Genomic DNA, 21,067 nt, shown 5'->3' on the forward strand with positions numbered 1-21,067 from the left:
TCGCTGTTTGCTTTATAGATTAGATAGTTTGACAGACGGTACATCTCTTAAATTCCACAGAAGGAGTGATACATCATGGAATCTTTATATACGGCAGAAGCAACAGCGCGCAGAGGCGGCAGAAGCGGAGTGGTCGAATCGTCCGACGGAGCGCTTAATCTGCAGCTTTCGGTACCGAAAGGACTTGGAGGCGGCGGAGGTACGGGCACCAATCCGGAAGAATTGTTTGCGGCCGGCTACAGCGCCTGCTTCGAGAGCGCTCTGGCCAATATTGCCCGCAAAGAAAAAGTCGATATTCCCGATACGGAAGTGACCTGCAAGATCCATATCGGCAAAGACGAGTCGGACGGAGGCTTCAAGCTGGCCGCCAAGCTGGAAGTGCGTATTCCGGGGCTTGATCCCGAGAAAGCCAAAGAATTGGTCGAAAAAGCGCATGCTTTTTGTCCGTATTCCAAAGCGACACGCGGCAATATGGAAGTGGAACTGAGCGTCGTCTGATTGTCACAAGGCGCGAAGGCCGGAAAGCTCCCGAACACCGGGAACTTCCGGCTTTTTCTTGTGCCATCTATGCGGTCCACGCGGTTGACACGAAGGGTGAAATTCATTAAGCTATATAAGCACGCGGCGCGGGGCAACCTTATCCTGCGTCCAAACTATGAATAACGGGTGATACTAACATGGCTTACAGACCGAATGTGGTAGGTGTAGATACGGCCGGAAGCAACGACAAAGACGGACTGTACGAATTCGTTGTCCATCTGGAAGACGGTACGATGTGCCGCGTCTTCTATAACCGTTTTCCGGAGTGGAAGCTGACCAACATCAGCCGTCTGCTCAAAACACCGTGCCCGATTTGCCGCAAAGATTACATCTGCAACTGCTTTGAAAAGTTCAAAGGTGATATCGATGTGCAGCTGCGGGACGGAAGAATCGAACAACTGCTTGCGTAATACGTTAGACGAAACGGATTTTTGAACCTTTGAAGTGCGCTGGGCGCTTCTTGCCGGTTTGGATATCGAACAGCGGACGTACGGGATTCCCCGTGCGTCCGCTGTTTTTGTGTGCTGCATCTCCGGCGATAAGCCCGACCGTTCCTTGGGGTTGAAGAGATTCAAGACCGGAAAGACGGTTAAAGGGATAATAAAGCATCAGCCATCGCGGACAAGCGAATCACTTTTCGACTTAGGAGGCGACATCATGAGCAAGGAAGAGCAAGTTCACACTCAAACCGCCGGTCAAAAGGTTGTCTTGATCGACGGCGTCTGCCACTTCTGCCAGGGAGCCGTAAGATTTATTGTAGCGCGCGATCCCAAAGGGAATTTCCAGTTCGCTTCGCTGCAGTCCGAACTCGGTACGGAGCTGGCCGGCGGAACGGGCTTCGAACAATCCGGAGAGCCGAATACGCTGGTCCTGATCGAGAACGGACACAAATATGTACGCTCTACCGCCGCGCTGCGAATTGCCCGGAAACTTCGTTTCCCATGGCCGCTGCTGTACGCGCTGATGATCGTGCCGCGGCCGCTGCGGGATGCGGTCTATCGCTATATTGCCCGCAATCGCTACCGTTGGTTCGGCAAAGACGATACCTGCCCGATCCCGCCGCCCAGTGTACGCAAGCGGTTTTTGGATACGGGCGCGGGCCACGCCTGAGCCGGCTGTCTCCGATTAAAAAAGAAAAAAATGGGTCTTGCCTGCTTGTAGGCTCTATGCTATTGTGAGGATAAATTGATGCAAGACAGCGGAAGCACCGCTCCTGATTTGCCAAATACGGCGAATCCCGGAGCGGTGCTTTTTTGCGTTTGACGGAAAAAGGGGGCGAACAAGCATGCGGAATTTGCAGATTGCGTTGGCGGTGGAGGACGAACAATATATCGAACCTTTTTTTCTGTATGCACGTACCGGAGAATTCGCGAAACAGGTAAGCGTAAGAGCTTTTTCAAAAATCGAGGCTTTTTTAGAAGGGATGGAAGAGAGCCGTCCGGACTTCGTGTTGGGCGAGCCCGCTTTCTTGAGACCGTGGTTGGCGTCGGACGGCGGCCGGGGGATTCCCTGGGCCGTATTGGGCGGCGGAGAAGAAAGTCTGGCGCTGGGTGGTCCCGTGCTGCTGCCGTTTCAACCGCTCAATCTGCTGCTGACGACGGTTATGGATCTGGCAGGGACGGCTCAGGTTTCCGGAAGGACGTCCGAATCCGGGGCCGAGGTGATTGCGGTGTATTCGGCGGCGCCGGGTGCGGGGAAGACGACGGTCGCAATGAATCTGGTCAAACAGCTCGGCAGCCGGGGACTTCGGGTCTTTTATCTGAATCTCGAAAATGTGGACAGTGCCGCTTCGTTCCGGAGCGCGGTCGGCAGCAGCGGGAGCGAAGGCGGACTGCCCGAGCTGCTGTATGAACTGAGAGCCGCCCGGGAGAACGGCGAAGCCTGCGGCTTTCCGCTGTCGCGCTGCGCCCCTTTTCAGGAGACGCTCAAATGTATTTCTTTTCCGCCGCTGGACCGTCCGGACGAGCTGCTCCAGATGAACGAAGCGGATACGGCGGCGCTTCTCGATTATCTGTCTGCCAGCGGAGCCTGCGACGTGATCGTGGCCGATACCGATACCGAGAGCCATGAGCGCTCCCGGGCACTGCTGCAGAGAGCGGATCGTGTGCTGTGGCTGCTCGCCGACGATCTGCTGCATCTGCGCAAAACGTCGGGTTGGATGAACCATTGGGAAACCAAACAGTCCGAATCCTTTTATGCGCTGCTTGCCAAAAGCACTTTCGTGGTCAATCGTTACGGAGGCCACCTGGAGAACCGGCTGCCCCGCCCCGAGATTCGTCCGATGGCGTTCCTGTCTTACATCCCTTCATGGAAGTACCTGTCGCGGGAAGATATCCTGCTCGGCTCGCCGATCTTTCAACGGGATATTCTGACGCTGTGCGAACAGTTGGGGCTGGACCGTCCGGGGCTGCGGAAGCTTCCCGCGCATGAACCCTCCTATGCGGTAGGCGGACGGCCATGAAGCATGCGGCAGCCGAAGAGCTTGTACAGGAAGAACTGTTTCGCGCTATGCGCGCCGAAGTCCGATCGTCGCTCGATGTGACGCAGACGGCGGACGACGGCGAGCTGATGACAAGGATCGAACGCAAGGTGCTGTCCGACAGCCGTTCTTCGGCGATGACGTCCGGCGAGAAAAGGATGCTGGTGCGCCGGGTTTACGACTCGTTCCGGGGTTTGGATATCCTGCAGCCGCTGGTGGACGACAAGAGTGTCACGGAGATCATGATCAACGGCCACCGGGAGATTTTTATCGAACGCGAAGGAGAGGTACACCGGATTCCGCAGTCGTTCGAATCGCGGGAGAAGCTGGAAGATATCGTGCAGACGATTGTTTCCGGGGTCAACCGGATCGTCAACGAATCTTCCCCGATCGTCGATGCAAGGCTCAAAGACGGATCCCGGGTCAACGTGGTGCTGCCGCCGATCGCGCTCAAAGGCCCGACGATGACGATCCGCAAATTCCCCGAGCAGCCGATGACCATGGACGAACTGGTCCGGCGCGGCGCACTGGACGAAGAAGCGGCGGAAGTTCTGAAAGTGCTTGTCCGCAGCCGCTATAACATTTTTATCAGCGGCGGCACGGGTTCCGGCAAAACGACGTTTCTCAACGCGCTGTCACAGTATATTCCGCCCGACGAACGGGTCATTACGATCGAAGATTCGGCGGAACTTCAGATCGTGACGGTGCCCAATTTGGTCTCGCTCGAGACGCGCAATGCCAATGTGGAAGGTAAAGGCGAGATTTCGATCCGCGATCTGATCCGTTCCTCGCTGCGCATGCGGCCCAACCGGATCGTCGTTGGCGAAGTGCGCGGCGCGGAGGCTTTGGATATGCTGCAGGCGATGAACACCGGGCACGATGGCAGCTTGTCCACGGGCCACGCGAACAGCGCCAAAGACATGCTCAGCCGTCTGGAAACGATGGTGCTGAGCGGCGCGGATCTGCCGATCGAAGTCGTACGCCAGCAAATTTCTTCGGCGATCGACGTGTTCGTCCATCTGTCCCGGCTGCGGGACCGTTCGCGCCGGGTCGTGGAGATCAGCGAAGTGACCGGGATGAACGGGGGTCAGGTCGAGCTGAGGCCGCTGTTTCTGTTCAAGGAAGAAGGGGAGCGGGATGGACGGATTGCCGGCCGGCTGCAGCGGAGTGCGGAACCGATGAAGCATACGGAAAAACTGCAAAATGCGGGAGCGGCCGACTGGCGCAGGATTGCCGGGCTGCCTGAAGGGGGGTGAATTTATTGCTGCGTACAAGCCCAAGCGGGACCCGCAGGCCGGCCAGAGGCAAAGCCGCGTCCGGAAAAGGTATTCCGCCAAGCGGCCGGGCTGCAGGAGAAGCGGAATCGGGTTCTACTTCTGCGGCATCGGCGGACAAATTGAAAGATTATACCGCGCATGCGCTGGCCGGTTACGAGAAGGTACTCAGCATCGCGGTTGCGGCCGCTCTGCTGTTTGCCATAGGCATGATCTTCTATCAAATGTGGATACTGGCGCTGCTGCTGACCCTGCCCGCGCTGAAAGCGCCCGGAATGTGGCGCAAGCGGCAGATCCGGCGCAAGCGTACGCTGCTCAAGCTGCATTTCAAGCAGGCTCTGTATTCTTTGTCCTCATCGATGGCAGCCGGGCGTTCGGTCGAGAATGCTTTTCGCGAAGCTTCGAAAGATCTGGATCTGCTGTATCCGGGAGGGAGCAGCGACATGATTCGCGAGCTGGATGTGATCACGACCAGGCTGGAATACGGAGAACCGATCGAATCCGCGCTGCTCGATTTCGGCCGGCGGGCGAAGATCGAAGAGATCGACAATTTTATCGATGTATTTGTGACCTGCAAACGGACGGGCGGCGATCTGATCGAAGTCATTCGGCGAACGTCGAGCGTAATCGGAGAGAAGATGGATATTCAGCAGGACATCTCGGTGATGATTGCGCAGAAAAAGTTCGAATCGAATATTTTGCTGGGAACGCCATTTATTTTCATCTTGTTTATCAATGCGTCGGCACCGGAATTTATGGCTCCGCTGTACGGTTCTCCGATGGGAATCATTCTGGCGACCGTCGGACTGGGCCTGATGTTTCTAAGCGCCTGGCTGATGGGACGGATCATGAATATTCAAATCTGAGCGGAGGGAAGACATGTTGGTAACGGCCTTTTCGGGGCTGCTGCTGTTGATTCTGGCGGCTGCCCTGCTGGCTGCTTGGACCAAGCGGCAGCCGGCGCATAACAAGGTGGCGGTGCTGCCGATGGAAGGAATCCGGATGCGCAGGCTGCTGCCGCCGATGCTGGTGCTGGTGGAACGGATGCGGATTGCCGCACGTTTTCCGATTTTTTTTCACAAACTCCAGTCTTCCGTACAGCGCGGCGAAGGATTGAGAGACAGCGCGGAGAGAACGATGCTGTTCATGGCCCAGATGCTGCTGTATGCCCTGCTGTTGATCGTCTTCGGATGTATCATGGCGATTGCCAACAGCGGTTCCGCCGCTTGGCTGCTGATCGGTCTGGGACTTGCGATCGTTCTGCCTTTTGCGCTGATCAAGGATCTGGCGTCGAAGGTCAAACAGCGGGAAGAAAAGATTCTGCTGGAACTGCCGGAAATGTTGAACAAAATCGTACTGCTGGTCGGTGCGGGGGAAACGGTGCAGCAGGCGATCATACGCTGCTCCCAGCAGAAAGAAGGCAGCGACCATCCGCTGTACAAGGAATTGGATCGCATGGTCACCGAGTGGCGCAGCGGAGATCCGTTCCACCAGGCTTTCGAACAGTTCGGCAAACGCTGCGGCGTGCAGGATGCCACGGTATTCGTGACGACGGTGCTGCTGAATCATAAACGCGGCGGCGGAGAATTTGCGATGGCCCTGAGGGACTTGTCGAGAACGCTCTGGGAGAAACGCAAGTCCCTGGGCCGAATTCAAGGGGAAAAAGCGTCGTCGAAAATGGTTTTTCCGATGATGCTCATTCTGATTGTCGTCATGCTGATGGTCGGAGGCCCGGCCATGATGCTGATTCAGATGTAACCACCATTATAAAAATATGAGGAGGAATAAGGATGCTGCAGGTAATCGGGAGCAAAGTGAAAGGGTTTTGGAAAGAGGAAGAAGGGCTGGGGACGCTGGAAGTTATTCTGATCATTGGGGTGACGCTAATCATTGCCCTGATTTTCAAAACACAAATTACAGCGTTGGTTAACAAGTTGCTCTCGAGCGTGAACACTAAAAGTGAAGAATTTTTCAAGTGAATATGATTAAGCGTTCATGCCCGAAGATTTTGAAATCTATATTTTCTGAAAATCAAGGAAGCTTCACGATCGAGGCCACCTTCGTCATGCCGATCGTCATGCTCTGCGTGGTCATGATCTTGATGCTCTGCCTGTATCTGTACCAAAGTGCCATGCTTGTTCAAGCGTCTGCGATTACATCGGAACGGGCGGCTTACAGCTGGAATAACCAATACAAGGAATCGCGTACCGGACGTTTCGGCGTAGATCAGACGGAAGATCTGTATTGGCGTTTGACCGAAGACCAGCTTCTTGCTTCGCTGTTCAGCGGAATAGGCGGCGGCGAAGCTTCGGAGACGATTAACTTACCGGGAGGGGGCGGAGGATCGCTGGGCGCTGTCAAAATGGCGAAAGCCGCAGAGCCGCTTCCTTCAGGAATGACCGGAACGATGACCAGCAAGCGCGGACTGCTGCATCCGATCACCACGGTCTTGTATACGCCGCTCAATCTGACGCCGATCAAACGGATCGCCGGAGACCGAATGGGCGGTTCCCAATACTCGACTGTCGTCGAACCCGTTGAGTTTATTCGCAATATCGAATTGGTCCGGTATTACGCCGGCAAATTCAAAGCGGACCAGGCTGTTCCGAACAGTGAAAAAGGCGGCGCTGCCGTCGCGATGACTCCGAAGAACGCCGGCGTCCAGTTGGGCAAAAAAGCGAAAAAGTAAGATCGATAGAAAGGAAAGCCGGGTGCGCGTATACGGACGTATCCCGGCGCGGGGGGTGAAGGTATGAGATTCCGACCGGGCAAGCTTCACAGGAGAAGGCTGTTTATCCTGAAGCCCCGTCTCTGGAAAAAAGAACACGGTTCGATTACGATTTTTCTGAGTTTGATTCTGGCGGTTACGCTGGCATTTGTCGCAATCTTTATCGACTATTCGCGAATGTCGGCGCTTAAAGCCAAAAGCGAACGTCTGCTGCATGCGGCGACACGCTCGGTGCTGTCCGCTTATGTGCCGGAGCTGCAGCGCAGTTATGGACTTTTTGCTTACGGAGACAGCGATCCTTCCCTGATCTTTTCCGGCGTGCTTGAACGAAGTCTGGCGTACAAAGCAAGAGAAGAGGTTCTGCCTATTCTGGATGCCAAGCTGCTCTCGTCATCAGTGGAGTTGAGCCGCGAACTTGGGAACTACGAGATTTTTAAGAATCAGATCAATGAAGAGATGAAATACAAAGCTCCGGTCAACTTTGCGATCGAGGTAGTGGGCCGATTCAAACCGATGTCCCAAACCATGAAAGAAGCCTCGGGAACGGTGGAGATCCTGGAAAAACTGCAAAAGTTGTACGACAAACGCGAGGCGGAGCTCGACAGTATGCTGAAACTGCAAAAAGAAGCCGGTAAACGCACGGACGGGCTGACCGAACAAATCGGCACGAACGGCGCCAACGATATTGCGGACGCTTCGCTTGGCGGAGTGTCGTCGGCCGCCGATATGGCCGCGCAGTACAACGATTATCAGACGCAGAAGCAAAGGGTGTCTTCGGAAAGCGCACCGCCGGAAAAAGACGGGAAAGGAGAACCCAATCCCGGATTTCTGGAATGGCTCCAGCTGCTCGCCCGAATCTCCGCTTACGAGTCGGGATCGGCACATGTGACAGGTCGTATGCAGCGTACGGTTACCTCCGCTTTTCCTCCGCATGAGCAGGATCTTAAGCAGGCGCGGGAGCATCTGCTCAAAGCCCAGGCGATCAATACGGAGATGGAAGCGGTAATTGCTTCGATCGGGACCCGCGGCGCGGACGGTTCATACGATACGGTCACGCGTTCGGATATTCCGGGAGCGGAAGGCGGTCCTACGGGGGATATGGCTTCGATTCGCGAAAAGATGAAAGAGCTGCCGCTGAAGCCGGAGTTTTTCTCCGGAATGGAGCAGCGTATCGTGGGTCAGGAACAAGGATTTACGGCTATGCAGTCGGATGTGAACACCTTGCAGCAGACTTTGGGAAGAGCTTTCGGAGATGCGGGGATGAACGGCTATACCTTGAAGCGCATGGTAGTCAGCGCAGGCAAAACCGCATCCGAGTATAACAGCCGTTACGGAGGCGGAGGCAGCGTAATCCGTGAAATCGAAGAAGAATTCAAAAAGCACCGTGCGGACGACGAACTGCGCAAGCAGGAAGAACAAAAAGCCAACAACAAACTTAAAGAAGTCGGAGAGATTCTCAAATTCCTGTCGGAAACCAAAGGCCATCACGAAGACTTCCAGGAATTGGAGAAGTATTACGCGGAGAACGTGAGTTTGAACAAAGGAATCTCTGCGGCGAACGAAGCGGCGAAATGGGAAGAAGACGCGGCTTCGGCCGGCAAAGAGGCAATGGAAGACATGGATGGATTTTTCGGGGGGATTGCAGGCGTACTGGACGCTTCGGGCGACCGGCTGCTGCAAAACGAATACGCTTCGGATCATTTTTCCAATTTCAATTATGCAAAAGTCCAAGAGCTGGCCAAACCCGGCACGCCGCTGGACGGTTCGGCCACCGCGGATCTGGTCAGCGTGGAGAATCAGGAATTGGAATATATTCTGTACGGATTCGGGAATCCGGGCGGAAATATCGCAGCCGCTTACGGGGAGATCTTCGCTATGCGGATGTCCATTCGGACCATGGAGGCGCTCACCGATCCTACTATTCTGGCTTTTGGCAACCCGCTTGTCATTCTGGCCAAAGCGCTTGTACAGGGGATTACGCAGGCGATCCTCGATATGACGATGCTGGCCCAGCAGGGCTATGTGGAATTGAGCAAGACGCTCAAGATCAGGCTGACTTACAAAGACCACTTGAGACTGTTTCTGTTCGCTCACCCTGGCAATGATAATCGGCTGTCCCGAATGCTCGCCGTCATTCGGTTCGATACCGGCGTCAACCCCGATGATCATTATACCTATCTGTCCGGCGATGCGGCGATCTCCATGCCGGTCTGGTTTCTGCCGGGCGTCATGGAAACGCTTGGAGTCGGCGAAGGCACCGCGTCAAGAAGTGAGTACACGATCGATCTGCAGGCGGACTACTCTTATTGAAACCCGGAGGCGGCTCATGAAGCGAGTTCCAAGCAAGAGCCGGCGGCTGGCCGGCGAACGGGGCAGCATCGTAGTGGAAGCGTCGCTCGTACTGCCCCTTTTTTTATTCCTGTTTATTTTCTTGGCATATATCGTTCAGATGACCGCCTACTCGACGGTCCTTCAGACTACCGCTTCGGAAGCGGCCAAACAGGTATCGACGCATCTGTATCCCGTACAGATGGCGGCGGACAATCTGGGCAAAACGGAGCCGGTGGCCAAAGCTCTACAGGGATTCTCGAAAATATCGTTCCAAGAACTGGCGGCGCAGTACGCTTCTTCGCTGCCCGATCCAATCGGCGAGTGGATCGGCGAAGCGGCGGCCAAAGGCGATCTGCCTCTGCAGTCCCTGAAAGACGAAGCGGCTTCGGCCGTGCTTGACCCGGCGATCAAGCCTCTGTTGACTCCGCTGATCGAAGGCGGCCCGCTGGATGCGGACAAGCTTCATGTTATCGGCCTGACCGTTCCGACGACAGGAGCCAGCAATCAGCCTTATTTCGGGGTGGAACTGACTTATGAGCTTCCGATCAAAGTCCCGTTTACCGGAAAATCCTTGTCGATCCGTGCCAAAGCGGAGGAAAGAGCCTGGATCGGCGATACGGGAGAAACGGCGGAAGAAGGGGCAGGATCCGGAACAGGTACGGAAGCCGGACCCCCGGCCGTCATTACATCCGTACCGGATCCGGCGTATCCCGGCAGCCGTGCAACCGTAACGGCTAAGATTCAGCCGGGACAGACCGCGGCGATCAAAGTCGTCTACAAAAGCGGAAACAGCAAGGCGAGATATCTGGGCCGGCAGACCGCCGATGCTTCGGGCAATCTGTCCTGGACCTGGCTGGTAGGCGGCAATACGACGCCCGGGGATTGGACATTAGTTGTGGAAGTCGAGGGAGCCGCATCCGCCGAAGCGTCGTTTGAAGTCCGCAAGCGAGAGTAAGACGTCCGAACAGTCGGAAGAAAGCCGCAGCCGGCAAAGGCCGATGCCTTTTCATTCCCATCCCTATTAATGAAGAAAAAGAAAAGAGGATATCGCATGAACGACACTTTGGCTTTTATCGGCTGCGGCATTTTTTTGACGATGGCTTTTATGACGGATATCCGCACACGCAGGATTCCGAATCGGCTTAACTTGGCTTTTGGCGCAAGCGGGCTGCTGTATCAGGCAGCCGTGCACGGTTTGGAGGGAATCTTGTTTGCCCTGCAAGGCTGTGCGGCGGGATTTGTCGTCTTGTTTATTCTGTATCTGCTTGGAGCCGTAGGCGCCGGAGACGTCAAGTTATTTGCCGGGATCGGGGCCTGGACAGGCTTGTTATTCACTGCGCAGACGCTGCTGTATTCCATTTTGTTTGCGGGAGCGATCGGACTGGGCATTTTGTGCTGGAGGCGCGAAGGGATGCGCCGAATCAAAGCGATTTTCGGCAGCATGGCCGGAATATTCATGTTTCGCAGCCTTGCCCCGCTGACGGCGGACCGGGTTAATCATCTGACGTTTCCTTTTATGTGGGCGGTTCTGCCCGGCGCATTGGCCGGTTACTTTTATATGTACTGAGGAGTGTTGAACGTGGAGGAGTTTGTCACCGATTTTGTCCAGAGCGATACGACTTACATGGTACTGAAGAGCAAGCACAAACTGGGCGGAGACGACTTGAACCGGGTTCAGGTCAAAATGCTCGCTTCTTCGAATGTTCCGCATGTGCTTGATCTGCATGTGCGCGAAGTCGATGCGGAGGTGGAACTGCATTACAATATAGGCGGCAAAAGAATGCTGTCCACATGTATGCGGACGGAAAAAATCACTTTGGTCGAATATTATGCGCTGCTGCTGCAAATCGTCACGGCGCTTGAATACGGAATGACCTATATGCTGAATCCGAACGGTTTTTTGCTCAAGGAAGAGTATATGTTTATGGACGGCCCGCTCAAAGAAGGTACGGTCTATCTGACGTATCTGCCGCTTAACGGACCCGGCGAAGCCGTTTCCAGCCGGGAGCGGATCGGAGGCCTGGCTGCACGCTGGATGACGGCAGTCGACGACCTTCGGGGAACCGGGGTTCAGCGGATTTTGCAGATGTGCGAACAGCCGTCCTTTTCCCTGCAGTCGCTCAAAAGTCTGCTGATCGGACTTCTGGCTGGAAGCGGGAAGCGGACTACGGGCGGTCTTGAAGCTGCGGGTGCGGCGGCTCCCAAGCCTTTTCCCCCGATGGGAGAATATGCCGAGTCCCACGGCCCCGTCCGGCACTCTTCCGTATCCGGATCGGGAAATGGCTGGGCTCGGGAAGAGAACCCGGGCGGCGCTTTTCCCCACGCATCCGGACATCCCAATTACGCTTACAACGAAGCTCCGGATTCCGTCTTCTCCGGAAATTCGGCAGCCGCGCCGGTTGAAGCAGAGGAACAAGAACGGCGTCTGCCCCGGAAGCTGCTGGGCAGCGCCAAACGCCAAAATGACCGCAAAGATCCGGCGCATAGGCAGCCTGAGATGGAAACGCCCTACGAAGAAGTAGGGTCGCGAGAAGGAAAAAACGGCCGTTTGGTTGCTCCGCTGATCGGGCTGCTGCTTCTGACGGTGCTGTGGAAGATGCTGTATATGGACAATCCCGGAACCGGAAGTCTGCTAATATGCACCGTGGCTACGCCGCTTCTGCTTGTTTTTGCCTATCTCGGTTGGTCGGGCAAACTGAAATTCAGCCGCCGGGGATCGGAGCGGCGGCAGGAGGAAGAAGAAGCGCAGGCGCTGGCTTCCGCTTGGCAGGAACCGCGCGGCGCTTCCGGACACCGGGTATTCTACGGACGACAGGAAGCGGAACAAGAATTTGGGGAAAGAACGCCGGGAGTCCCCCGAACGCCGCAGGCCGGCGCTTCAACGGCGGCAGCTGATCGCCGGAACGTGCCCGACTTTTTGAGACCGGCTTATGCGGGAGGGCAAGCGGACGAAGATTTCTCCGCAGCCGAACAAAGGTATGCCATGCAGGAAGAACAAGTTCATCCGCTGTCTGTTCTGCCGGAAGCCGGCACCGGAATGCTCGCTTCGCCCTCGTCCCAGCCAACGGTCATGCTGGGCGGCGGAAGAAGCGACGTTCCGGTGGGAGTGATCTCCGGAGCCGTGGATTCCAGACCGAGATACCGGCTGGAACGCGTAGAGAATGGCACACTGCCCAAAAGTATTGCGCTGCCGGGCGGCAGCTTCACGATCGGGCGGGCCGCAGACGTATCCCAGCATGTAGAGACGGCGGTCGGGATCTCCCGTGCCCATGTAGAGCTGGAGCTATCCGGAGACCGCTGTACGCTCAAAGATATCGGTTCCCGAAACGGCACGATATTGAACGACGAGCCTATCACGCCTTACAAAGCCTATGAATTGAACGAAGGCGATACCTTCCGGATTGCGGGGATTGCGTATACGCTGCTGGGTCAATAAGACATATCGAATAAGCAATATTGAATAAGCAAAAAGTCCGCTCAGGTTTCCCTGATCCGGACTCTTTTTTGACTTTTGATGATACGAGGTTCTAGCCGTTACTTCCTTTCCAAGTCCCGCACCGCTTCTTCCACATAAGGGTGGGTGAACGTGAACCCGGCCTGCTGTGCCGCAGCCGGAATCACGTGCTGGCCGCCGGTGACCATGAGCGACATTTCGCCGAGCACGGTACGCATCAGCACGGCGGGGACGGGGAACCAGTGCGGACGGTGGATGGCGCCGCCGATCACGCGGCCGAGTTCGTCCTGCCGAACAGCATTCGGCGCGGCCGCATTGACCGGACCGGACACTTCCGGCTGCGTCAGGCAGAATTCGAACAGCGCCGTCAGATCGTCGATATGAATCCACGACATCCACTGCCGTCCGCTGCCGAGTTTGCCGCCGCCCATCAGCTTGTACGGCAGTTTAAGTACCGGATACACGCCCGCTTCGCGGCCGAGAACCAGCCCGATCCGCATTTTGACAAGCCGGGTCTGCGCCATAGCTTCGATCGGATCAGCCGCCGCTTCCCATTTCACGGACAGCTGCGAAGGGAAGTCCTGCCCGCCGGGTGGCGAGTTTTCGTCGAACTCCGCCGTTTCCGACGTGCCGTAGATGCCGATCGCGGACGCTTGGATAAATACAGACGGAGGCTGGTCCAGGCCGCGAATGCCTGCGATCAGCTTGCGTGTCGATTCCAGGCGGGAGCGTTCCATTTCCTGTTTGGCTTGATCCGTCCAGCGTTGGCTGAGCGAAGAACCCGCCAGGTTGACGATGCCGTCGAAGCCAGCCAGTGCCTGGGGATCGCGTTCGATCTGATCCCAGGTGAGGGTGGCGCTTCCGTTCGCGGCTCCGCCTTGTCCTTCCGCCGCTTTGCGCGAGATGACCACCACCTCATGCCCCGACTGCGTCAGTCTTGCCGTCAGTTTTTTGCCGATAAATCCTGTTCCTCCGCTGATTGCTATCTTCATGCCGAACCTCCTCGTGCGGGAACTTCCGCTTTGTCCGCAAATGGGCGTACCCTTACTATTACGGTTCTTTTCCTTCTATTAAACGATGTTCCTTTCTTCTTTACAAATACTCCGTGTGCGCAGAAGGCGAATTCCGCTATAAATCGGTTTCGCTGCGGGCTGGGGAAGGCCTGCGTCCGTTTTCCGATCCCGCCTTCGATGACAGTTCTGTCTTATCCGTTCTTATGCGTGGATTTCTTGCCCGCTTCACGTTAAAATAAGACAAGGTTTGGACGGAGGCCGGGCAGTCGTACCTTGTCAACGCTAAAGGTAAGGTTACGCCTCCTTCAAATGCACCTAAAGCGTGTACGTTTGAAGGGAAAGTAAACCTCTGATTAAGAGTTGACAAGGTAGTAGTCGGAAGCGGAAAAGATGCTTTTTGGCAAAACAACCCCGGCGTCCGCAGACAAAGAGGAGGATGAATCATGCTTAAAATCGGCTCCCACGTATCCTTTTCGGATAAGGGACTGGTGAGCGCGGCGAACGAAGCGAACAGCTACGGGTCGACCTCGTTCATGATATATACCGGCGCTCCGCAGAACACGCGGCGCAAGCCTATGGAAACGATGAACATCGAAGAAGGACTCAAGCTGATGGAGCAAAACGGAGTGCCGGAGATCGTCGTGCACGCGCCGTACATCGTCAACCTCGCTTCGTACAAAGACCATACGTACGAGCTGGGGGTCAGCTTTTTGCAGGAAGAAATCCGCCGTACCCACGCGATCGGGACCAAGCAGATCGTGCTGCACCCGGGCGCGTTCACGGACAAGGATCTGGAATACGGCATCGAACGTATCGCGGCGGGACTGACCGAGGTGCTGAGCGGCGTGGAAGAGACCGACGTGAATATCGCGCTCGAGACGATGGCGGGCAAAGGCACGGAAGTCGGCCGCAAGTTCGAAGAGATCGCGCGCATCATCGACAAAGTGCCGAACAACGAACGCCTCAGCGTCTGCATGGACACCTGCCATATTCACGACGCGGGCTACGACGTAGCGGGCGACTTCGACAGCGTGTTGAAGCAGTTCGACGAGATCGTGGGACTGGATCGCCTCGGCGTGATGCATATCAACGACAGCAAGAATCCGGTCGGAGCCGGCAAAGACCGCCATACGCCGATCGGCGCGGGCTGGATCGGATTCGAAGCGCTCAACCGGGTCGTCAACCATGCGTCGCTGAGCCATCTGCCGTTCATTCTGGAGACTCCGTGGATCGGCAAAGACGTCAAAACGCAGCGTCCGATGTACGAAGTCGAGATTGCGCTTCTGCGCGGCACCGTAAGCGAGCGTTTCGGCAAGGGTTTCGGCGAAGACGTCGAGAAGCTGCATGCGTTTTTCGCGGCGCAGGGGATCGATCCCCGTTCGTTTACGCTCGATACGTGGGCTGTACTGAAGAACGACGCCAAAGCCAAAAAGGCCGATCCGCGCGAACCGCTTGAGCGGCTGTACGATCTTGCTCTGCAGGAGTCGGTGCTGCCGAATGCGTCCGAAGAAGACCTCAACAAACGTTTGATCGCCGTGCTGGCGGGCAAGGAAGCGTTGGCGCGTTTCTAGATTTTTGCAAAAAAGCGGGGAGGGCAGCGCGCGGCGTCTATGATGGCGGACTCGTCTGCCTCTTCCTGCACTTTCACTTATGTCGAGAAGGCCGGCGTGCGCATATTCGCAGCCGGACCCAAGGAGGATTACGGAATCATGGAACAACATGTCAAAACAGCGGGTTCCGCAGGCCCACAGCAGCCGCAGCACCGGGCTCGCATGCTTATCTCGTGTCCCGACGGACCGGGGATCGTATCGGCGGTATCGCGTTTCCTGTTCGATCACGGAGCGAATATCGTCCAGTCCGATCAATACACGATGGACCCCGAAGGCGGAATGTTCTTTATGCGGATCGAGTTCGATCTCGACGGACTGAACGAACGCCTGCCGAAGCTGGAATCCGATTTTGCGGAAATTGCCGATCGCTTCAAGATGGATTGGAAAATCTACCAGGCGGCCAAAAAGAAAAAGCTGGCGCTGTTTGTCTCCAAAGAAGATCACTGCCTCGTCGAACTGCTCTGGCAGTGGCAGGCAGGCGATCTGGACGCGGAAATCGCGGTGGTCGTCAGCAATCACCCGGATATGCGGGAGTATGTCGAATCGTTCGGGATCGCATACCGCCATATTCCGGTTACCAAAGACAATAAACCGGAAGCGGAGCGGCAGCAGCTTGAAGCGGTCGGCGACGATATCGACCTGATCGTTCTGGCGCGCTACATGCAGATCGTATCGCCGCACTTTATCCGCAATTATCGCAACCGGATCATCAATATCCATCACTCTTTCCTGCCGGCGTTCGTCGGGGGCAAACCGTATGCGCAGGCTTACGACCGCGGTGTGAAAATCATCGGCGCAACCGCGCATTACGTGACGGAAGAATTGGACGGAGGTCCGATTATCGAGCAGGACGTACAGCGGGTCAGCCACCGCGACGACGTGCCGGAACTCAAGCGGATCGGCCGTACGATCGAGCGGGTCGTTCTGGCGCGCGCGGTCAAATGGCATGCCGAAGACCGGATTCTGGTTCACCATAACAAGACGGTCGTCTTCAACTGATCCAGTACCCTTAGTGTTGACAAGGTACTAGCCCCTTGACCGATAACGATGTTAGGTTACGCCCATCGCAAACCTCAGATTTGATTCGGTCAAGGTATTAGGCGACAATAATTATTTTCGTAACAAAAGACCCCATGGGACCGTCTTAGTAAGGGGACGTCCGTGCGGAGTGCTTGTTTCCATATTTCGCAGCCGCAAGGCGCACAGTCGGCCTGTTGAGTGCTCAACAGGCCGCTGTCGTTGTTCGGGATGTAAAATTTAGCTATTTAAGGGTCTGAACTTACGAAACGAAAGGGGAATATTATGTTGGGATGGATGATGCGCGCAGCCCGAAGCGGCTTGGCGCTGCTGCTGCCTCTGGCGCTGATCGCGGCGCTGCTGCCGATTTTTCCGGCCGGGGCGAATGCCGCGGTCGACACAACGGGCGGATTTCGGGTATCGGCCGAATTCGGTTACGGAGGCAAGATCAATGACGGACGCTGGAATCCGCTGAAGGTGACCTTGGTCAGCGATACCGATCTGACGGGAGATTTGGTCGTCCAGGTATCGCCGCAGAACGGCATGGGAGAAAGTACATATGTCCGCCGCGTCGAGATTCCGGCCGGAACGTCCAAGGAAGTGACTTTTGCGGTACCCGGAGGCTCCTACTCGCGCAATACGAGCATGCTGCGCTTTTATCCGGGTTCGGTCGAAAAAGGAGAATCGCTGCCGTTTCGCGAAGGCCGCGCGTACTTGTCGAGTTCGAGCCAATTCGGCGGGATTGTCGGCGTTCTGTCGTCCGATCCCGATACGATGAACTTCTTGAGTCTGCTGCAGGGCAGCGGGCAGACCGTTAGTATGGTGCCGCTTGAAGCGGGCGATATCGGAGAAAATCCGCTGCTGCTGGATGGGCTCGATGTCCTGGTTATGAACGACTTTGCGGCGGATACGCTGAACGAGAAGCAGGCGGACGCCATCCGCACCTGGGTAGAACGGGGAGGGTCGCTGCTGCTTGGCGGAGGAGCCGGCTATGCCAAAACGGCGGCGGGATTCGAAGATCTGTCGCCCGTCGAAGCGTCCGGCGGTACGTCTTCCGTATCCGCGGCGCCGCTGGCATCCGGAGGCGAAGGCAAACCGCTGCCTGCCGGATCGTCGCTGACGGCGGCCAATGCTGCGGCCAAGCCGGAAGCCGATGTGCGCTACGGCACGCCGGATCGGCCGCTGATTGCTTCGATGCCGCTGCAGGCGGGACAGGTCTGGTACGCGGCGTACGATCTATCGCTCGAACCGCTGTCTTCCTGGGCGGGAAGCCCGGCGCTGTGGGGCAAGCTGCTGCAGCCCGATCTGAACGCTGCCGGAACGGGGAGCACGGGCGTTCCGAATACGTCTTTTGCTTCCTCTTCGTATAATGTCGCGAGTGCGCTCGATTATTTCCCTTCGCTGCATATGCCGAAGCTGAGCGTGTTGGTCTGGATGCTGCTGATCTATCTGGTGGTTGTGGCACCGCTGCTGTATCTGCTGCTCCGCAAATTCGATAAACGGGAATGGGCCTGGGTATTTATCCCGCTGGTTGCGATCGTCTCGAGCGGGGCGATCTATATGACGGGCTCTTCCGACAAAACGAACGAGATCGCGCATACCTTGAGCTATGTGACGCTTGACGGCGAAGGCCAAGGCGTACGCCGAAGCGCAACGGCGCTGTTCGTACCGAGCAGCGGCGAGTATACGGTCGATTTCCCGGCAGGCACGCAGTTGGGAATCATGACCACGAACGGCGCTTGGAGCGTCAACAACGGCGAAGTGACCGGGCAGCTGGACAACTTTGTCCGCGAAGGACCGGAAGCCAGCCGCCTGCGCCTCGGAGACATGTCGTATTGGTCCGTCGCCAAGTTTACGGTGGAAGAACCGGGCAGTCTGGATGAAGGCAGGTGGACACCGAACCTGACGGTTAACGCAAAAGGCGAGATCAGCGGCGTCATCGTCAACGAGACAGACCGGCGGATGGAAGATATGGCTCTGGTAGCCGGCGGCAAACTGTACAAGATCGGCACGCTTGAGCCCGGCAAGGAAGCTTCGGTCGGCAAAGGGTCAACGATGTCTTCCAACTATTACGATCTGGGCAGCATGCTGTTCGCTTATCCGACAACGGGGGGGACCGATACCTATACCCGCCAGCGTGCGATGACGCAGAATATTTCGGTAAACGGACCTCTGGTCGGCAGCGGCATGCAGAATGCTTTTTTGATCGCTTTCAGCGAAGATTCGGAAGATCTTCTTAATGTCGGCGGCAAAAAGGTCGCAAACGACCGGCTCAGCATGTATACCCAGCCTGTTTCGATCGATATTTTGCAAAACGGAGAAGTGAATATCCCTTACGGATACACGGGAGGAACGGTCATTCATACGAATACGACGCAGGTGTCCGATGACGGCATGGGGCGCATGAGCGCTTCGCCGGGAACGATGACACTCGGCTATACGCTGCCCGATTTGGGAGACGTCGATTACAAGCAGCTCGATATCCGTCTGCCGGACGGCGTGCAGCCGACGACCCGGCTTGAAATATGGAACGAAGCCGCCGGCGAGTGGCGTTCGATCAATTGGAAAACCGGGTCGGCCTCTTATCAGAAAGCCTCCGATTATGTAGCGAACGGCGATCTGGTGCAGATTCGCGTGAGAGTCAGCGAATGGACGACGATGGCGCTGCCGGAGATCAAATTGAAAGGATCGGTGCAGCCATGATCGAAATCACTGAACTGAGCAAGCGCTACGGCAGCTTCCAGGCGCTCGACAAAATCAGCATGACAATCGGAGCGGGTACGGTATTCGGCTTCGTCGGCCCCAACGGAGCAGGCAAATCGACCACCATGTCGATTCTGGCGACGCTGCTGCTGCCGGATTCCGGTACGGCCAAGGTCAGCGGCTACGACGTTACGCGCCATCCCAAAGAAGTTCGGCGGCGGATCGGCTATATGCCCGACTTCTTCGGCGTCTATGACCGGTTCAAGACCGACGAATACCTGCATTTCTACGGAGCGAGTTACGGGATCGCACGGACCGAGCGGGAGAAATTGATTCCCCAGCTGCTCGAACTCGTTAATTTGTCGGACAAAAAAGAAGCTTATGTGGACGGTTTGTCGCGCGGCATGAAACAAAGATTGTGTCTGGCGCGCAGCCTTGTGCATGATCCCGAAGTGCTGATTCTCGACGAGCCGGCTTCCGGCCTCGATCCGCGGGCGCGGATCGAAATGCGCGAAATCCTCAAAGAGCTTAAACGCATGGGCAAAACGATCATTATTTCCTCGCATATTCTGCCGGAACTTGCGGAGATGGTAGACGAGATCGGAGTGATCGAGCACGGACGCATGGTCGCTCAAGGCAAAGTGTCCGATATTCAAAGCCGGATGCGGGTGAATCGGGTGCTGCATATCCGTACGCTCGGCCGGCAGGAAGAGCTGGCGGTCCGTCTGCGCGACGAAGAGCATGTCAGCCGCGTCCTCGACGATGCCAACGGGATTCAGGTGCATTTCAGCGGAGAAGATGCGCAGCAGATGCATCTGCTGCGCCGCATCATGGACTGGGAATACGAAGTGGTTTCTTTTAACGAAGCCCAAACCAACCTGGAAGACGTCTTTCTCGAAATCACGAAAGGAGGGGCGGCGACATGAGTACTCCAAAAAGACCGGGCGGACTCGGAAGTCTCTGGATCAACCCGGTGCTCGACAAAGAATTCCGGCTGAGAATGCGCACACCGCGTTCGTTTATCGCGCTGCTTGCCTATGTGTTCGTATTGGGCGGGCTTGCTATCGGGTTTATTTATGTGACGATGGGCTTCCAGAATTCCCAGGCGGGGATGCGCTTCGATCCGACGACAAGCCGCCTGCTGTTCTATGTGCTCAGTATCGCGCAGCTGGTGCTGATCGCTTTTATGACCCCGGCACTGACGGCGGGAGTCATCAGCGGAGAACGGGAAAAGCAGACGCTGAACATTCTGCTGACGACGCAGCAGAGTTCGTCCGCTATCGTGCTGAGCAAGCTGGCGTCCTCGCTGGCATTTATGGTGCTGATCGTGCTCGCCACGCTTCCGATCTACAGCATCGTGTTTCTCTACGGGGGCATCTCGCCTTCGCAGCTGATCCTGGTGTTTCTGTTCTATCTGTTTACGATGCTGCTGCTTGGCGCGATCGGCATTTTGTGTTCGACGCTGTTCAAACGTACGATTATGGCGGTCATTATGGCTTACGGGATGACGCTGTTTATCTTTGTAGTGACGGGGGTCGCCTATCTGCTGATGCTCGCCGTCGTTCAGCAGACCTATTACAGCGGAACGGTGCCGCCCAAATATTCTTGGGTTGGATTTATCCTGGGGCTTAATCCGGCCGGAGCCCTGATCAGTATTTTCGAACCGGGTATCTCCAAGCAGGCTTTCCTCGTCAACAGCGGAAATCTGCAGGACGATGCGCCGATTGCATTGTGGCTGGAATTCCTGCTGGTCTATGCGGTCGTGACCGCCGGAGCGCTGTGGATCGCGATTCGCCGTACCCGGCCGGTACGCCGTAGAAGAGCGGAAGACGAGGAAAAGGTGCAGGGCGAAGAAGGATCCGCCGTGGCCGAAATGAAATCCGTACCCGGCAAGTCCGATCGGTCATAAACGTACGCA

At 56.4% G+C, this 21,067-nt stretch carries 19 protein-coding genes; 18 read left to right on the forward strand and 1 reads right to left on the reverse strand.

Annotated elements, in window-relative coordinates; genetic code table 11:
• Positions 1-75 precede the first annotated feature (75 nt).
• From HRQ60_RS16815 to HRQ60_RS16875, 13 genes are all read left to right on the forward strand, one after another.
• The gene (locus HRQ60_RS16815) at positions 76-498 is read left to right on the forward strand and encodes an organic hydroperoxide resistance protein (protein ID WP_172197666.1); all 423 of its coding nucleotides are present in this window, start codon (positions 76-78) and stop codon (positions 496-498) included.
• Between the two features lie 179 nt (positions 499-677).
• A complete protein-coding gene (locus HRQ60_RS16820) occupies positions 678-950 on the forward strand; it encodes a hypothetical protein (RefSeq protein ID WP_172197669.1) in 273 nt (90 codons plus the stop codon).
• A 247-nt stretch (positions 951-1,197) separates the two neighbouring features.
• Positions 1,198-1,650, forward strand: coding sequence for a thiol-disulfide oxidoreductase DCC family protein (locus HRQ60_RS16825; protein ID WP_172197672.1), 453 nt, complete (start codon positions 1,198-1,200; stop codon positions 1,648-1,650).
• A 175-nt stretch (positions 1,651-1,825) separates the two neighbouring features.
• Positions 1,826-3,001 (forward strand): nucleotide-binding protein, encoded by a 1,176-nt coding sequence (locus HRQ60_RS16830; RefSeq protein ID WP_172197675.1) that lies wholly within the window; start codon positions 1,826-1,828, stop codon positions 2,999-3,001.
• A complete protein-coding gene (locus HRQ60_RS16835) occupies positions 2,998-4,275 on the forward strand; it encodes a TadA family conjugal transfer-associated ATPase (RefSeq protein ID WP_172197678.1) in 1,278 nt (425 codons plus the stop codon). The genes HRQ60_RS16830 and HRQ60_RS16835 overlap by 4 nt, the downstream gene beginning before the upstream one ends.
• On the forward strand, positions 4,272-5,159 hold the full coding sequence (locus HRQ60_RS16840) for a type II secretion system F family protein (RefSeq protein ID WP_343044723.1): 888 nt from the start codon (positions 4,272-4,274) through the stop codon (positions 5,157-5,159). The genes HRQ60_RS16835 and HRQ60_RS16840 overlap by 4 nt, the downstream gene beginning before the upstream one ends.
• A gap of 13 nt (positions 5,160-5,172) precedes the next feature.
• Complete coding sequence (locus tag HRQ60_RS16845) at positions 5,173-6,051, forward strand: type II secretion system F family protein (protein WP_172197685.1); 879 nt, start codon at positions 5,173-5,175, stop codon at positions 6,049-6,051.
• A 32-nt stretch (positions 6,052-6,083) separates the two neighbouring features.
• A complete protein-coding gene (locus HRQ60_RS16850; protein ID WP_172197688.1) occupies positions 6,084-6,272 on the forward strand; it encodes a Flp1 family type IVb pilin in 189 nt (62 codons plus the stop codon).
• 86 nt (positions 6,273-6,358) lie between these two features.
• A complete protein-coding gene (locus tag HRQ60_RS16855; RefSeq protein WP_172197691.1) occupies positions 6,359-6,982 on the forward strand; it encodes a pilus assembly protein in 624 nt (207 codons plus the stop codon).
• 63 nt (positions 6,983-7,045) lie between these two features.
• Positions 7,046-9,331, forward strand: a complete 2,286-nt coding sequence (locus HRQ60_RS16860) for a DUF5702 domain-containing protein (RefSeq protein WP_172197694.1) — start codon at positions 7,046-7,048, stop codon at positions 9,329-9,331.
• Between the two features lie 16 nt (positions 9,332-9,347).
• Entirely contained in the window at positions 9,348-10,307 is a 960-nt protein-coding gene (locus tag HRQ60_RS16865; protein ID WP_172197697.1) for a pilus assembly protein, read from the forward strand.
• A 96-nt stretch (positions 10,308-10,403) separates the two neighbouring features.
• Positions 10,404-10,919: an A24 family peptidase gene (locus tag HRQ60_RS16870; protein ID WP_172197700.1), complete on the forward strand. Its 516-nt coding sequence runs from the start codon at positions 10,404-10,406 to the stop codon at positions 10,917-10,919.
• Positions 10,920-10,931: 12 nt separating this feature from the next.
• A complete protein-coding gene (locus HRQ60_RS16875) occupies positions 10,932-12,788 on the forward strand; it encodes a DUF6382 domain-containing protein (RefSeq protein WP_172197703.1) in 1,857 nt (618 codons plus the stop codon).
• A gap of 98 nt (positions 12,789-12,886) precedes the next feature.
• Here the strand turns inward: HRQ60_RS16875 and HRQ60_RS16880 are convergent, their stop codons facing one another.
• Positions 12,887-13,798, reverse strand: a complete 912-nt coding sequence (locus HRQ60_RS16880) for a TIGR01777 family oxidoreductase (RefSeq protein WP_172197706.1) — start codon at positions 13,796-13,798, stop codon at positions 12,887-12,889.
• Between the two features lie 464 nt (positions 13,799-14,262).
• Between HRQ60_RS16880 and HRQ60_RS16885 the strand changes: the two genes are divergently transcribed.
• The 5 genes from HRQ60_RS16885 to HRQ60_RS16905 all read left to right on the forward strand — a co-directional run bounded on the left by HRQ60_RS16885 (position 14,263) and on the right by HRQ60_RS16905 (position 21,058).
• Positions 14,263-15,390 carry a deoxyribonuclease IV gene (locus HRQ60_RS16885; protein WP_172197709.1) on the forward strand — a complete coding sequence of 376 codons (1,128 nt, stop codon included), beginning with the start codon at positions 14,263-14,265 and terminating at the stop codon, positions 15,388-15,390.
• Positions 15,391-15,528: 138 nt separating this feature from the next.
• The gene (purU, locus tag HRQ60_RS16890) at positions 15,529-16,428 is read left to right on the forward strand and encodes a formyltetrahydrofolate deformylase (protein ID WP_172197712.1); all 900 of its coding nucleotides are present in this window, start codon (positions 15,529-15,531) and stop codon (positions 16,426-16,428) included.
• Positions 16,429-16,731: 303 nt separating this feature from the next.
• Positions 16,732-19,149, forward strand: a complete 2,418-nt coding sequence (locus tag HRQ60_RS16895) for a hypothetical protein (protein ID WP_172197715.1) — start codon at positions 16,732-16,734, stop codon at positions 19,147-19,149.
• Complete coding sequence (locus tag HRQ60_RS16900; RefSeq protein ID WP_172197718.1) at positions 19,146-20,075, forward strand: ABC transporter ATP-binding protein; 930 nt, start codon at positions 19,146-19,148, stop codon at positions 20,073-20,075. Before HRQ60_RS16895 ends, HRQ60_RS16900 begins: the two co-directional genes overlap by 4 nt.
• Positions 20,072-21,058 carry an ABC transporter permease gene (locus HRQ60_RS16905; RefSeq protein WP_172197721.1) on the forward strand — a complete coding sequence of 329 codons (987 nt, stop codon included), beginning with the start codon at positions 20,072-20,074 and terminating at the stop codon, positions 21,056-21,058. Before HRQ60_RS16900 ends, HRQ60_RS16905 begins: the two co-directional genes overlap by 4 nt.
• The last annotated feature ends 9 nt before the right edge of the window (positions 21,059-21,067 follow it).

The organism is Saccharibacillus qingshengii, from assembly GCF_013185195.1.
In the GTDB taxonomy this organism is placed as follows: domain Bacteria; phylum Bacillota; class Bacilli; order Paenibacillales; family Paenibacillaceae; genus Saccharibacillus; species Saccharibacillus qingshengii.

What these genes read in the sequence shown, in the direction of transcription:
- HRQ60_RS16845 (WP_172197685.1), top strand. Translation starts at nt 5,173, where the DNA reads ATGTTGGTAACGGCCTTTTCGGGGCTGCTGCTGTTGATTCTGGCGGCT.
- purU (WP_172197712.1), top strand. Translation starts at nt 15,529, where the DNA reads ATGGAACAACATGTCAAAACAGCGGGTTCCGCAGGCCCACAGCAGCCG.
- HRQ60_RS16895 (WP_172197715.1), top strand. Translation starts at nt 16,732, where the DNA reads ATGTTGGGATGGATGATGCGCGCAGCCCGAAGCGGCTTGGCGCTGCTG.
- HRQ60_RS16900 (WP_172197718.1), top strand. Translation starts at nt 19,146, where the DNA reads ATGATCGAAATCACTGAACTGAGCAAGCGCTACGGCAGCTTCCAGGCG.
- HRQ60_RS16865 (WP_172197697.1), top strand. Translation starts at nt 9,348, where the DNA reads ATGAAGCGAGTTCCAAGCAAGAGCCGGCGGCTGGCCGGCGAACGGGGC.
- HRQ60_RS16905 (WP_172197721.1), top strand. Translation starts at nt 20,072, where the DNA reads ATGAGTACTCCAAAAAGACCGGGCGGACTCGGAAGTCTCTGGATCAAC.
- HRQ60_RS16880 (WP_172197706.1), bottom strand. Translation starts at nt 13,798, where the DNA reads ATGAAGATAGCAATCAGCGGAGGAACAGGATTTATCGGCAAAAAACTG.
- HRQ60_RS16815 (WP_172197666.1), top strand. Translation starts at nt 76, where the DNA reads ATGGAATCTTTATATACGGCAGAAGCAACAGCGCGCAGAGGCGGCAGA.
- HRQ60_RS16870 (WP_172197700.1), top strand. Translation starts at nt 10,404, where the DNA reads ATGAACGACACTTTGGCTTTTATCGGCTGCGGCATTTTTTTGACGATG.
- HRQ60_RS16885 (WP_172197709.1), top strand. Translation starts at nt 14,263, where the DNA reads ATGCTTAAAATCGGCTCCCACGTATCCTTTTCGGATAAGGGACTGGTG.
- HRQ60_RS16860 (WP_172197694.1), top strand. Translation starts at nt 7,046, where the DNA reads ATGAGATTCCGACCGGGCAAGCTTCACAGGAGAAGGCTGTTTATCCTG.
- HRQ60_RS16855 (WP_172197691.1), top strand. Translation starts at nt 6,359, where the DNA reads ATGCCGATCGTCATGCTCTGCGTGGTCATGATCTTGATGCTCTGCCTG.
- HRQ60_RS16820 (WP_172197669.1), top strand. Translation starts at nt 678, where the DNA reads ATGGCTTACAGACCGAATGTGGTAGGTGTAGATACGGCCGGAAGCAAC.
- HRQ60_RS16830 (WP_172197675.1), top strand. Translation starts at nt 1,826, where the DNA reads ATGCGGAATTTGCAGATTGCGTTGGCGGTGGAGGACGAACAATATATC.
- HRQ60_RS16850 (WP_172197688.1), top strand. Translation starts at nt 6,084, where the DNA reads ATGCTGCAGGTAATCGGGAGCAAAGTGAAAGGGTTTTGGAAAGAGGAA.
- HRQ60_RS16825 (WP_172197672.1), top strand. Translation starts at nt 1,198, where the DNA reads ATGAGCAAGGAAGAGCAAGTTCACACTCAAACCGCCGGTCAAAAGGTT.
- HRQ60_RS16835 (WP_172197678.1), top strand. Translation starts at nt 2,998, where the DNA reads ATGAAGCATGCGGCAGCCGAAGAGCTTGTACAGGAAGAACTGTTTCGC.